Genomic DNA, 12,894 nt, shown 5'->3' with positions numbered 1-12,894 from the left:
GAATTCTGAATCTATAAAGATTAGAACTCGCGCTTCTCGCGGATACGAGCAGCCTTACCGTGGCGGTCGCGCATGTAGTACAGCTTTGCACGACGGACGTCACCGCGGGTCACAACCTCAATCTTCTCGATGGAGGGAGAGTGAACGGGGAAGGTACGCTCAACACCAACGCCGAAGGAAACCTTGCGGACGGTGAAGGTCTCGCGAACGCCTGCACCCTGGCGGCCAACGACGAAGCCCTTGAAGACCTGGATACGGTGGTTCTTACCTTCAACGATCTTAACGTGAACGTTCAGGGTGTCACCGGGGCCGAAGGCGGGGATGTCGTCACGGAGGGACTTCTTGTCGAGGAAGTCAAGAGTCTGCATAGTTGTAGATCTCCAGAGCCATCTGCCGCAGGTCAAATAGACTCAGATTGCTCTGCCCCACTGCGGGACAGAAAACTTGATGCTTCGGACAGGATTGGTGCCCGAAGGCTGACACCGTTGGTCGCTCTCCCCCCTGCGGCAGGGGCGTGCCCGATGTCAACACAATGTCCCATTATCCCAATGCACCCGCCTTTATGCAAGCATCCGGGGAGCACTTTTAGAAGGGGGGTTCGTCACTCTGAGCTCCCCCACCCTGGGATGCGCCACCCTGCACGCCCCCGCCCGGTGCTCCCGTAGCCTGCGCTCCAGCGCTCTGAGCCACCGCGTTCGGCAACTCGGCGTTCTGGGGCACATGCGATACCGTATCCGGCGCGCTCTGCGGCGTATTCGGTAGCGCGCCCAGCGGGGAATCCTCGTGGATTGCGCGCTTCTCCACGGTGCGAGCAAAGGAACTGGTGCCATAGTTCAGGTCGTGGCCGATGCCCTGCGCGTCAATCTCCACGGTAGTTCCCTGCGTGCCGTCCTCGCGGTTCCACCGGTTGATGCGCTGACGCCCGCTAATGACGAGCGGCTGCCCCTTCTGCACCGAGACGGCGATGTTCTGCGCCAGGCGGCGGTAGGCCTTGATGGTGTACCAATTGGTCGTGCCCTCCTTCCAGGTTCCGGTAGCGTCCTGCCAACGCGGGGTGCTGGCCAGGCGGAAGTTCACGACGGGCACGCCGTTCGGCAGGGCCGCCAAGGTCGGGTTGGATGCGGTGAATCCGCGGATTACGATGGTGTCGCTCACGATATCTCCTATGATTTCTTGGGGTTAACCCCGGGCTAAAGCCTCTGCACCGGCTGGCCCGAACCGGTTGAGGGGCCTCCGTTCGGGCTCCCGGTCGGTTGCCCCAGGTTGGGTTGGGCCGGTTGACAGCCTCAGTCAAGTTGGGCCGGCAAGTTACCCGGTCGGCTCTTCGGGTAGGTTTCTTCTACTGTGCCGCGTGCGCCGCCACCGGGCGCCCGCCCCTCGCGCATCTGTGGATAATTCACGGTCTTATCGCGCTACCATCCCACCTGTGGACGAAATATTTGAACGTTTGGGGTAGTTTTTTCAAAAAACCGACGCGAGGAACCGTCATTGGAACGAATTATGACGCCATCCGCCTCCTCGCTCCCCTCCTCGCAGAGGCGAGCTAATTCACGGCGAGTGAGTTACCTTTTACACCGCAAGCCCTCTATCCTTGATGGAGCGGCGACCCGCTGCTTTGACCAATACCTGACCGATACACCGTGCTACCCCCGGAGTTTCCGTGAGCAAAAAGCCCATGAACAGCAACGACCTGCCCACGCTGCAGGATCTTCAGCGGATTCAACGCAACCTACCCAGGCTCCCCGAGTCCATGGACCCGCAGAAGAAGCGCCTCATCTACGGCCTACTGGCCCTTCTGGCCATCATTCTGCTGATTGTCGGCATGATCTACGTGAGCAAGCACGGCGAGGGCGGCCTCTTCGGTTCGGAGTCTTCGACCTCCACTACCGACGACGATGACGCCAACGTAGCAACCGAGACGCTCTCCGAGGTCAAGAACCCGTACAAGGCGGTTGATCCCGCGACCGCGCTCGCACCGGATCTGGCCACCGCGAAGAGCGAGCTGGCATCCCTGCAGGTGAAGGAACGCGCATCGAAGGCTGGCTACTCCCGTGAACAGTTCGGCCCCGCCTGGGATGACGTTGACGGCAACAAGTGCAATACCCGCGACGACATTCTGCGCCGCGACCTGACCAACGTTCGCTTCAAGGTCAGGACCCACGCATGCACCGTCATTACCGGCACCCTGGATGACCCGTACACCGGCAAGACCATCGAGTTCAAGCGCGGCAAGAAGACCTCCGCGGCCGTACAGATTGACCACGTGGTGGCTCTGTCGAACGCATGGCAGACCGGCGCGCAGGATCTGACCGCAGAGCAGCGCCGCCAGCTGGCAAACGACCCCGAGAACCTGCTCGCCGTGGACGGCCCGGCCAACCAGCAGAAATCCGATGCGGACGCCGCCGAGTGGCTGCCGAGCAACACCGCCTACCGCTGCACCTACGTGGCTCGTCAGGTACACGTGAAGGCGAAGTACAAGCTGTGGGTCACCGCGGACGAGAAGAAGGTTATGGAGCGCGTGCTCAACTCCTGCAAGGACACGAACCCGACCAAGAAGTAACGTGCCCCACATCTTTGCGGTAGCTCAAGGGTATAAAGAAAACCGCCCCGCACCCCCGTTGAAGGGTGCGGGGCGGTTTTCGTTACGGCGCCCCAGGAGGGAATCGAACCCCCGACCAAGAGATTAGAAGGCTCCTGCTCTATCCTCTGAGCTACTGGGGCCTCCCTCTAGGGTACACGAGTCCTGGCTGTTCCCCGCACGTTTGGACGCCCATGGGAACCGTCAGGGCGGAACACGCGAGGGGGTTAGCTCCGCGTGGAGCCGGTCAGCACCTCGCGATCCTGCTTCTTCGCCTCGCGGCGGCGTGCACGGCGGCTCGATGCGCCGGGGAACAGCTGCCACCACAGGCGAATCGCGGTGCGGCGCACCTGCGTGGGGCGGAAGCTCACGTACACCATACGGCGGGTTGCCGGGTCGAGGACCATGAGGTACACAATGTAGCCCAGGCAGACCACCGTTGCGATAAGTCGGCCCATATCCTGGTTGAAATCGCGCAGATAGGGCGAAACGTTCAGCTGGTCGCTCACTGCGTAGGTGACGAAGAAGAGCGTGGTAATGAAGTACCACATGAGCTGGAAGTGCGAGCGCAGGCCGGTTGCCGCGAGCATCGGGATAGCCCAGAGCAGGTACCACGGCTGAATCATGGGGCTACACAGGAGCATGAACAGGATAGCCAGGCCGGCGTGGCGCACGATGTTGCGGTCGCGTCCGACGAATGCCATTGCTACCGCTCCGAGCATACCGATGCCCTTGCCGACGGTCTCGATGAGTTTGCGGATGACCTCGAAGGTATCCCCCTGCGTGAAGAGGGATGCCGCGCCAATCACCAGGCCGAAGGGGGTGTACCAGATGTACTGGCCGCCGGTCGTGGACAGCGCCTTGATCCAGCCGAATTCCAGTCCGGTTGCCCAGCCCATGAGCGCCATTTCGGCGAGCAGGAGCACGCCGGAGAGCGCCCAGAACACGAACTTGCGCGGCCAGGAGGCGTTCTTGCCGGCCCAGAGCAGGCCCACGAAGGGCAGCACCACGAGGGCGAGGGGCTTGACCGCCACGCCGAGAGCCACGAAGGTCACGCCGAGCGGTCCACCCCAGAGGGTGTCGCGGTAGCGCTTGGCGTAGTAGAGGCCACCGAGCATGAACATGGTCATGAGCGAGTCATTATGACCGCTGGCGATAAATGCCGCGATGAAGAGCGGGTTGGGGCCAATCTGCCAGAGGGCGCGAGCCTGGTTGAATCCGTGAACTTTGGCAAGGTTTGCCACAAAGAAGAGGATGCCGATAACCGCGAGCACGGAGAGCAGACGGAAATAGAAGATGGACAGGTCTACATCTTCGCCAGCTAAGCGCACAATCCATTCTTCAAGCTTGAGCGAGAGGGGACCGTAGGGCGGCGGAGATTCTGCCCATTGCGGGTCGGCGCCGTTCTGCATGAAGTTCGAGATTTCGGAGACACCGTGCTTGTACGGGTTGAGGCCGTGCGCCATGACCATGCCCTGACCGTAGTAGGAGAACATGTCGCGGCTGTAGATGGTGAAGGCGAAGACCTGCGGCAGGGACCAGCTGGTGATGACGGCAATCATCCACCGCATGGCGTTGGGCTCGTTCCAATCGCCCATCTTCTGGTAGATGCGCAGCCATTCACGGCACATGATCATGGCGCCGAGGGCCAGCAGGATAATGCCGGCGATGACCCATACGGCGTCAAACCTGATGGCACGAATCAGGTCGTAGCGCCAAAAGTTGGAGCTGTCCGAGAGCCATCCGACGGTGTAGGACCCCAGGGTGACCATGATTGAGCCGATGGTGCCAATGACGAGCGTTCGCAGACGGTGGTTATTGACGTAATCCAGCAGCCGGGGTGAGAGGGGTGTGTCGTGTGCTCTGGCGGCGGCGAGCCGGCGTGCGGGCTCTTTCAGTGAGCGCATTACTCCCTTTCTGTATGCGTCGTCTCTTTGGCTTTTATCATACCCGAGCGCTTCACCGGAGCCCGGCGGATTCGGGTGCGAGCGCGCGGTGTGGACACCGCCTCTGCACACACCTGAGCGTTCTTATACGTTCCGACTATGTTCCCGACGCGCGGAGGGGCGGGCGGGCGCGAATGAGGGTAGAGTTGGAGTGTGAGTATTTCTAGTGAACGTATTGTATGGATTGACTGCGAGATGACCGGCCTCGACGTGGCCAATGACGCCCTGATTGAGGTGGGCGTTCTGGTCACCGATGCCGACCTCAACATTTTGGGTTCGGGCGTGGAGTTCGTCATTAAGCCCGGCGACGAGTCCCCCGCGGGTGCGGTGGAGAACATGAACGACTTCGTGCGTTCGATGCACGAGTCCTCGGGTCTGCTGGACGACCTTGAGAACGGCGTGTCGATGGATTACGCCCAGGAGCAGGTGCTCCGCTACGTGAAGAAGTATGTTCCTGTGGCGGGCAAGGCGCAGCTGGGTGGTAACTCGGTGGGCATGGATAAGCGCTTCCTGGAACGTTACATGCCGCAGGTGATGGACCACCTGCACTACCGCGTGATTGATGTGTCCACGATTAAGGAGCTGGCTTCGCGCTGGTACCCCGCCGCCCGTCACAGCGCCCCGGTGAAGACCGGTCACCACCGCGCGCTGGGCGATATTAAGGATTCGATTGACGAGCTGAAGTACTACCGTCGCGCAATTTTTGTGGAGCAGGGTCCGGATGCCGTGGCCGCCGCTAAGATTGCCCGCGAGGTTGAGGCGGAGCGCGTCGAGCTGGAGGCGAAGGCCGCCGAACCTGCCGAGCAGTAGCCGAACGCTACGCAACGGCGCCTGAGCGCGATGTAGCTGTGCACCGGGGATGCGCGTCCTGCGGGCCCACGAGGATGTCCCGGGGCGTGCGTCCGGCGCGTCCCAACTCCCATCTCAAACTGTAACGAGCATCACCCAATCTCAGCTTGGCAGGGTTCGTGAACTCATGTACAGTAGTATCCGTTGCACATCGCAAGGGAAACCAAGCGAAGCACATGGTGGTCGTAGCTCAGTTGGCAGAGCGCCTGGTTGTGGTCCAGGAGGTCGCGGGTTCAACCCCCGTCGATCACCCCGATGGAAAGGGTCGTTATGGTTATCCGTAACGGCCCTTTCGCTTTACCCTCACCTCGGTTTACCCGCGCAAGGTTTACCGGAGCAAAACTTTTACACCAGCATTTTCAACCCTTCGAACGAGAACAGCACGCCCCGCGACTTCATGCGGCAGGCGCACCCAATAAGTTCCCGTTCAACACAAGCAAAGGATGATTCCGTGGCTATTCGCCCCATCGTTATTCACGGCAACCCCGTTCTGCACCGCCCCGCGGCACCCGTCACCGAGTTTAATGATGAGCTCAAGGAGCTCGTGGCTGACATGTACGAAACCATGGACGCATCCAACGGCGTGGGTCTGGCAGCACCGCAGATCGGTGTGGGCCTGCGCATCTTCACCTACAAGATGGAGAACGAGGACGGCGTTCCCCCGCGCGGCTGCATCATTAACCCGGTGCTGACCCTGGGCAAGATTTCTACCGCTGACCCGGACCCCTATGAGGAGGAAGAGGGCTGCCTCTCCTTCCCCGGTTACGGCTTCCCCCTCAAGCGCGCCGAGTGGGTCACGGTGAACGGCCTTGACGAGCACGGCAACCCCGTCCATTTTGAGGCGACCGGCTGGTTCGCACGCTGCATGCAGCACGAGACCGACCACCTGGACGGCAAGCTGTACGTGAACCGCCTGAACAAGAAGTGGACCAGCAAGATGAAGAAGGTCGTCAAGAAGGAAGGCTGGACCGTGGACGGCAACTCGTGGATGCCGGGCGTGGACCCCGATCCCTTCGGCCACTAATCGCGGGCTCCCCTAGAGCCTTCCCAAAGGCCGGGCGGGCCTCCCGCAAATCTTTAAAGCGAAGACCGCGAACGCGCTAGAAAATGCGTTCGCGGTCTTCGCTTACCATCTGCGGATGGTGACGTGAAAACGGGTCGTCCTATGAGCCGGGTTCTGTCTAAAACGCCGCCCGAAGGGGCGTTTCGAGGCAATCATCTATCTAGAACGTACGTTGCCGCACGTCTCAAGCAGCCTACCCGAATACGCACCCCGAGAACCGGGGATCGGGCGCACTACCCTACCATGGCGCATCCTATTTGACCTTGCTCCGGATGGGGTTTACCTAGCCGGGCACGTCACCGCGCCCGCTGGTGGTCTCTTACACCACCCTTTCACCCTTACCGCGGCGAACCGCGGCGGTTTACTTTCTGTGGCACTGGCCTGCGGGTTACCCCGAGTGGATGTTATCCACCATCCTGTGCTGTGGAGCCCGGACTTTCCTCGAAGCATCCGAGTGCCTCGCGATTGCCCGGACGACCCGTTTTCACCCCACTCATTATACGCATACCTCTTGGGGCGGTTATTTACCGGGTTCGTCTCGCGGGTACGCTGGAATCTCGCGGATGCGCTGGCAGCCTGCCGGGTACACTGGGTAGATGCTAATTCTTCTTCCCCCTTCCGAAGGTAAGACCCCCGCCCCGGCTGGCAATGCGCCGGTTTCTTTCGCTGACCTCTCGTTCCCTGAGCTCACTTCCGAGCGTGAGAGCGTCCTGGAGGAGCTGACCGCGGTCAGTTCGGGCCCCGATGCCCTGGCGGAGCTCAAGGTAGGTGCGTCCCTCGAAGCCGAGGTAGAGCGCAACACGCGTCTATTGTCCGAGCCGGCGCAGCCCGCGATTCGCACCTATACGGGTGTACTGTTTGAGGCGCTGGATTACGCGAGCTTCTCCCCCGCCGAGCGCGATGCGGCGCACTGGTCGCTGCTGATTTCTTCGGCGCTGTGGGGTGTTCTGCGCCCCGAGGACGCGATTCCCGCCTACCGCCTGTCCATGGGCGTGAAGCTGGGTTCGATTGGTGCGCTGGCAAACTTCTGGAAGGGTGCGCTGGGCACCGCTCTGGAGGACACGGCGAAGGATCAACTGATTCTGGATTGCCGTTCCTCGGCGTACGCGAAGTCGTGGGTGACTCCCCCGTCGCAGACTCTGGCGGTTCGCGTGGAGCGGGTGGCGGCCGATGGTTCTCGCAAGGTCGTCTCACACATGGCGAAGCATTACCGCGGCCTCTTTGCTCGGTATCTGATTCAGTCGGGGCTGGCGGCGCGCCCCCTGGATGGTTCCACGGCGGGTATTGCCGAATTCTTGGAGGCGGTCAGCGAGGATTGGGCGGTGGAGTGCGCTCTGCCCACGGCCCGTAAGGCGGGTGTCCTGACCCTCCTCGTGCACGAGGGGCAATAAATCTCAGCGGGTTTTATGTCGTGATTTTAGCCGGGCGGTGCGATTGTGCTGCCCGGCTAAAAATTTAATATTAAGAAATTTTTACCTTTATAAGAATCACGGGAGATAACATTCTTTCTCGATGCTTCAGCATTTCCTCTCATTAGCGCTTTCCTAATACGCTTTACGGTAGAGGTATCACTCAGTGCACTGTTTTCTTTAACCATTCGATGCGTTTATAGTATTAATTAACCCCTCACCGAGAGGGCTTGCATATTCACCTCGTTTTCTCTCGACTCAGCGTTATCGGAGCCCGGTACGTCCTGCACGCCGATAAGTCTCGCTCGGATTATGGCCGAGCTACAGGTCTAGCGGCGGTATAACAATTCATTCAGAAACACACCGATTGGACACGATATGTCTACCTCGTCATCTCGTCGCCTCTTCCTGAAGGGCACCGCCGCCCTCGGTATCGCCGGGGCACTAGGTGCTGGCCAGCTCGCCCTGCAGGGTGCGCAGGCCGCAACCCTGGACATTCAGAGCGTTCCTCTGGATTTGCGGGTCAATCAGGCAATGATTGATATCAGCGGCTTTACCCTCTCCTACGAAGTTTCCGGTTTACAACCGATTTTTGAAAACGGGCTATATACTCCCTATTTTGAAATCGGTAACTACACCGAGGATAAGGGATTTAAAGTATTCTATTTTATTTCCCTCGAGAAGAATCGTTTGGATACCGATAATGTGTACCGCCAAACGGTCATTCTTCCCACGGATATGACGACCGGCCCAAAGGGAAAGTACGGTATTCGTCTTACCCTGCGCCCCTACAATAAGCAGTACACCATTCTGCGCACGATGGTTTCTGACGTTACCGTCAATACCGATTACGCGCGGGCGCCTTTCATTATTGATCTGGAAGACGAAGATCCGTACTCTTACGACGTATACACCGTGTGCCAGCAGAAGATGATGCTCATCGACAAGAACCGCCGCATCTACCCTTACCGCGCGGCCACGCGCGGCGACCTTATGGATACGCTGTACCGCACGGTGGGTTCGCCCAAGGTAGTTCTCCCCGCAGTTTCGCCGTACCCGGATGTTTCGCCGCAGGATCCCCGGTACGCCGCCTACATCTGGGCCGTGCAGAAGGGACTGACGAGCGGCTGGTCCGACGGCAAGATGCATCCGGAGGCAGTAGCTCACCGCACCACGATGGCCGCTTTCCTGTATCGCTTCAACGAGGCGTACCCGGCCCTTACCGAAGGGACCCACCCCACTCCGGTGGTGCCTGCGGATATGCACCCCGGTTCTCCCTTCTTTAGGGAATCCGTGTGGCTGCATACGCGCGCGAATATCGACCCGAATTTCGCGTACAAGAGCGCAAATTTCTTCCCGGACCAGGAGGTTACCCGTGCCGAATGGGCTCGAGCCCTGATTATGCTGCATATGGATATTCTGTGTGCCAATATGCGAGATTAGGGACGGGTTGCCCTTCACTCGGCCTTTTCTAATTTTTCTTCGCTGGACATTTTTTGCGGGATACCCCATTTTGCGATTGCGCATCAAACCCACCGCATGACGATACTTATCAACTTTATATAGTTGATAATTTGGTTTTTATCGATTGTGCGGTGGGTTTTCTGCCCCGTTTGGAGCATGGAGCTTTGCCCGCGACTCAGTGTTTGTGCTTATCAGCACAATATTTAGGCATATTTTCCACCTCATGCACATAGTTTTTAAAGTTATACTTCAGCTTAAGATCAGCCTTCTGGTGTGAAACTTTTTCCAAGTCCACAACCGCCCCGATTACGGCAGGTCTTATCTATTTGCTACGGTGTTGATACGCACTTCCACACAATGCGTCACACCGATAAAACTGATTGGATACCAATGTCCTCACTTCAGAGCCATCCGCGTTTCGTATTCTCTAAGAATATGGTGAAGGGCGGTTGCGCCCTCACCCTTGCCGGCGCGATGCTCCTGCCTCTCTCCCCGGCCATGGCGGCCCCCACGGCGAATACCCCGGCAGTAGCCGGTGCCGTGCAGCAGGGAGAAGCACAGAACACGCAGCACCTGCAGGTCACCTCCGGCACCTTCGACATCCTCAAGGGCGGCACCATCACCGTTAACGGCTCCGGGTTCTCCCCCGAGTTCGTGCACGATAAGTCTTTCCGTCTTTACATCGTGCCCAAGGGTGAGAGCATCGCTTTCCCGCCGCATCACCCGCGCAGCTACCCCTACTACGCCCAGGACGTGCCCTCCACCGCCTTTGCTGCGGACGGCACCGTGAAGCTCACCGCATCGGTGGACGCCAACTTCTTTGAGGCAACAGGCTCCTCCTTCGACGTGGTGCTCGGCTACCGCGACTCCGACCAGGACGGTTGGATTCCGGCGGGCGAGACTCGCACCGAGCTGAAGGTTGCCGCCGTTCCCACGGTTTCGTCCCCGACCCTGAGCTACAGCGCTTCGACCGTGGATGCTTCGGCAAACACCTCGATCACCGTGAACGGCGCTGGATTCCAGGACATTTCCTACAACGGTAACGAGTCTCTGATTCTGGCCGTGCGCGCCGTTGACCCGGCCACCGGCAAGCCGACCGGTCCTGCGCTGGCCCAGTCCGAGGCAAAGTTCACCTACTACTCGGCCTTCTTCGGCCAGTACATGGGCTACGTTAACGGCCGCTTCAGCACGAACCTGAACATCCCCGCGGGCACCCTGAAGGCTGGCACTTCCTATGTGGTGCAGACCTTCGAGTACACCGTCCCGGAAGACAACGACCAGGCGAACGAGCAGGCCCTGAGCACCCAGGCATTCGTGCCGGTGACCGGCGTGAACGCCGTCCACGCAGACCCCTCGGTTACCCTGAGCACCGATTCGGTGGATCTGGGCTCTTCCACGACGGTTCGTGTGAAGGGCTCCCACCTCAATGTTCCGGCCGGTTCTTCGGTCCAGGTTCTCTTCTCCGCCGCCGAGGCTGACGGTCAGCCCACCGGCGACCCCATCCAGAAGGTTGTGCTCCCCGCCAACCGCGTGTCCCAGGGCGCCTTCGAGACTGCCCTGTCGATTGACGGAACCCAGCTCGAGGCCGATGGCCACTACGCGATCTTCGTGAACGTGGTATCGGCCAAGGGCGAGAGCGAGCGCGTCTCGGCCACCTACCTGAACCTGACCGGCACCTCGCCGCAGCAGAAGAATGGTTTTGCCGACGTTCCCTCCACCCACTCCCTGTACAAGGCCGTGCAGTGGGCCAGCGAGAAGAAGCTCCTGGACCCGCACGAGAAGACCTGGTTCGGGGCGAACGATAACGCAACCCGCGGCGACCTGACCGTTGCCCTGTACCGTCTGGCGGGTTCACCGAAGGTCACCCTTCCCGCGACCAGCCCTTATAAGGACGTGAAGACCACCGACCCGAACTACTCTGCCTACATTTGGGCTCGTCAGAAGGGTATTACCTACGGTTGGGCCGACGGTAATTTCCACGCCGAGGCCGGTGTCTCGAACGCCACCGTGGCGGCCTTCCTGTACCGTTACGACGGCAAGAAGCGCGTGACCGTCACCCAGGCTCCGTACACGGACGTCAAGGTGGGTTCGGCGTTCTACCGCGAGATTACCTGGGCTAAGCAGCGTAATCTTCAGGTGTTCCCGGGCAGCAACTACTACCCCACGGCTCTGGCAAGCCGTGGCGAGCTGGCCGGGTTCCTGATGAACTACGCGGGCCGCTAAGGGCTGACAAAGCCTTCTTCTGCCGGGCGGATGCAGATGCTACCGAGAGGTGCGTCGCGCATCCGCCCGGCGGATTTTTGCGGGGGTGGAAGCCGCGCCGATCATCTGGCTCATCTCTCACCGTTGAGCCTATTTCCATAAAACCACCCCGAGTATTCCAGCATGTCCAAGGCCTTTCAGCGGGTTGAGTTCGCATTTTGGGTCCTGCGGTTTTATGCTAGGTCTATTGCATATCCGTGCGCGTATTCCCCTTTTCCGGCGGGGAACACGCGGTAGCGCGGTACAAGAAACACACCGACACACCAACCACATCGAGGATTTATGTCCCGCAACGCGAAGCGTTCCGCCACGTCTAATTCTTCACCGAATCATCACGAGTCCGCACAGGTTCTCAGCTCCGTCGATTCTGCCGACGCATCCGACGAGCAGCGGAAGAAGTCGACTTCCCGCCGCCGCATCGAGCTGGGCGTGGGCGCGGTAATCCTGGCGGGTGTGCTGTACCTGCCGTTCTCTCCCCTTCTCTCGATGGCCGATCCCTCGCAGGCGAATACTCCGGCGGCAGATGCCACCGTCCCGGCATCGGCCAGCCTTCGTGCCTCCGCGGATGGTAGCGCCTCGCTAAGCCTCTCTTCCCCCGACACGAAGCTGCACCGTCCGGTCATTGCCTCGCCCGATTACCAGCCCGCTTTCGAGGATGTACCCGAGGGTTCTGCCTACTACGATGGTGTGCGCTGGGCCGTGCGCGCGCAGGTGATGGATCCCGATTCCGAGACTCTCTTCGGCGCGGATAACACGGTGACGCGAGGCGAGCTGATTCGCATCTTCTATCGTCTGGCGGGCTCGCCGTCCGTGACTCGGCCGGACCGCTCCCCCTACGAGGATGTGGACGAGTCCGATCCGAATTACGACGCCTACCTGTGGGCGCGCGAACAGCAGATTACGAGCGGCTGGAATGATGGCAAGTTCCACCCGGAGGCACCCCTGTCGAACGCCTCGACCGTCGCCCTGTTGCACCGTGCTGACGGTTCCTCGAAGATTCAGCTGACGGGCACCTCACCGTTTAGTGACGTGAATTCCTCGACCCCCTTCTATCGCCAGATTGTGTGGGCGTCTCGCCGCGGCGTGTCGACCGTGTCTGAGGGTGACGCGTTTGCCCCGACGGAGCACACGTCGAAGGCACGCGTGGCGATGATGCTGTACCTGTACTTCCGCACGCTGTAGCCGGCGGTCCGGGGTCTTAGAGCTTGAAATAAAGGGAAACATTCAACATGCAGTTGAGCGGGTCTGTGATTTCCGGTTGAGGGTTTGGTAGGGTGAAATCATCCCCGAAACCGACGGGGAAAACCAACCAACCCATCGCAC

10 protein-coding genes, 2 tRNA genes and 1 other RNA gene are annotated in these 12,894 nt (G+C 60.1%); 8 read left to right on the top strand and 5 right to left on the bottom strand.

Going from position 1 to position 12,894, the window contains the following annotated elements; genetic code table 11:
- Positions 1-20: 20 nt before the first annotated feature.
- Both rplS and HMPREF2874_RS06455 read right to left on the bottom strand, forming a co-directional pair.
- Positions 21-368, bottom strand: coding sequence for a 50S ribosomal protein L19 (gene rplS, locus HMPREF2874_RS06460; RefSeq protein ID WP_049337710.1), 348 nt, complete (start codon positions 366-368; stop codon positions 21-23).
- A gap of 217 nt (positions 369-585) precedes the next feature.
- Positions 586-1,155: a single-stranded DNA-binding protein gene (locus tag HMPREF2874_RS06455; RefSeq protein WP_070649534.1), complete on the bottom strand. Its 570-nt coding sequence runs from the start codon at positions 1,153-1,155 to the stop codon at positions 586-588.
- Positions 1,156-1,660: 505 nt separating this feature from the next.
- On the opposite strand from HMPREF2874_RS06455, the gene HMPREF2874_RS06450 reads away from it, so the two are divergent.
- Positions 1,661-2,560: an HNH endonuclease family protein gene (locus HMPREF2874_RS06450; protein WP_070649531.1), complete on the top strand. Its 900-nt coding sequence runs from the start codon at positions 1,661-1,663 to the stop codon at positions 2,558-2,560.
- 88 nt (positions 2,561-2,648) lie between these two features.
- On the opposite strand, the gene HMPREF2874_RS06445 is transcribed toward HMPREF2874_RS06450, so the two are convergent.
- Both HMPREF2874_RS06445 and mptB read right to left on the bottom strand, forming a co-directional pair.
- Positions 2,649-2,721, bottom strand: a tRNA-Arg gene (locus HMPREF2874_RS06445).
- An 84-nt stretch (positions 2,722-2,805) separates the two neighbouring features.
- On the bottom strand, positions 2,806-4,485 hold the full coding sequence (gene mptB / locus HMPREF2874_RS06440) for a polyprenol phosphomannose-dependent alpha 1,6 mannosyltransferase MptB (protein WP_070649530.1): 1,680 nt from the start codon (positions 4,483-4,485) through the stop codon (positions 2,806-2,808).
- Positions 4,486-4,677: 192 nt separating this feature from the next.
- Here mptB and orn point away from each other — a divergent pair, with 192 nt between their 5' ends.
- The 3 genes from orn (at position 4,678) to def (ending at position 6,397) form a co-directional block, all read left to right on the top strand.
- Entirely contained in the window at positions 4,678-5,334 is a 657-nt protein-coding gene (orn, locus tag HMPREF2874_RS06435; protein WP_070649527.1) for an oligoribonuclease, read from the top strand.
- Between the two features lie 218 nt (positions 5,335-5,552).
- Positions 5,553-5,625, top strand: a tRNA-His gene (locus HMPREF2874_RS06430).
- Positions 5,626-5,824: 199 nt separating this feature from the next.
- Positions 5,825-6,397 (top strand): peptide deformylase, encoded by a 573-nt coding sequence (gene def / locus HMPREF2874_RS06425; RefSeq protein WP_049334074.1) that lies wholly within the window; start codon positions 5,825-5,827, stop codon positions 6,395-6,397.
- A gap of 126 nt (positions 6,398-6,523) precedes the next feature.
- Here def and rnpB read toward each other — a convergent pair.
- An RNA gene (gene rnpB, locus HMPREF2874_RS06420) (RNase P RNA component class A) lies at positions 6,524-6,917 on the bottom strand.
- A gap of 115 nt (positions 6,918-7,032) precedes the next feature.
- Here rnpB and HMPREF2874_RS06415 point away from each other — a divergent pair.
- The 4 genes from HMPREF2874_RS06415 (at position 7,033) to HMPREF2874_RS06400 (ending at position 12,753) form a co-directional block, all read left to right on the top strand.
- Positions 7,033-7,827: a YaaA family protein gene (locus HMPREF2874_RS06415; RefSeq protein ID WP_070649526.1), complete on the top strand. Its 795-nt coding sequence runs from the start codon at positions 7,033-7,035 to the stop codon at positions 7,825-7,827.
- A gap of 396 nt (positions 7,828-8,223) precedes the next feature.
- A complete protein-coding gene (locus tag HMPREF2874_RS06410; protein WP_070649524.1) occupies positions 8,224-9,288 on the top strand; it encodes a twin-arginine translocation signal domain-containing protein in 1,065 nt (354 codons plus the stop codon).
- 411 nt (positions 9,289-9,699) lie between these two features.
- Complete coding sequence (locus HMPREF2874_RS06405) at positions 9,700-11,532, top strand: S-layer homology domain-containing protein (protein WP_070649522.1); 1,833 nt, start codon at positions 9,700-9,702, stop codon at positions 11,530-11,532.
- 321 nt (positions 11,533-11,853) lie between these two features.
- Complete coding sequence (locus HMPREF2874_RS06400) at positions 11,854-12,753, top strand: S-layer homology domain-containing protein (protein WP_070649520.1); 900 nt, start codon at positions 11,854-11,856, stop codon at positions 12,751-12,753.
- The last annotated feature ends 141 nt before the right edge of the window (positions 12,754-12,894 follow it).

The sequence above is a fragment of the Rothia sp. HMSC068F09 genome, assembly GCF_001812775.1.
Classification (GTDB): Bacteria; Actinomycetota; Actinomycetes; order Actinomycetales; family Micrococcaceae; genus Rothia; species Rothia mucilaginosa_A.
The sequence above is the reverse complement of the archived record's forward strand: the minus strand, read 5'-3'. Positions and strand labels throughout refer to the sequence as shown.

Bases quoted from the DNA above. Each gene is read 5' to 3' on its own strand.
- rplS (WP_049337710.1), bottom strand. From the start codon at position 368: ATGCAGACTCTTGACTTCCTCGACAAGAAGTCCCTCCGTGACGACATC.
- HMPREF2874_RS06415 (WP_070649526.1), top strand. From the start codon at position 7,033: ATGCTAATTCTTCTTCCCCCTTCCGAAGGTAAGACCCCCGCCCCGGCT.
- HMPREF2874_RS06405 (WP_070649522.1), top strand. From the start codon at position 9,700: ATGTCCTCACTTCAGAGCCATCCGCGTTTCGTATTCTCTAAGAATATG.
- HMPREF2874_RS06400 (WP_070649520.1), top strand. From the start codon at position 11,854: ATGTCCCGCAACGCGAAGCGTTCCGCCACGTCTAATTCTTCACCGAAT.
- HMPREF2874_RS06410 (WP_070649524.1), top strand. From the start codon at position 8,224: ATGTCTACCTCGTCATCTCGTCGCCTCTTCCTGAAGGGCACCGCCGCC.
- mptB (WP_070649530.1), bottom strand. From the start codon at position 4,485: ATGCGCTCACTGAAAGAGCCCGCACGCCGGCTCGCCGCCGCCAGAGCA.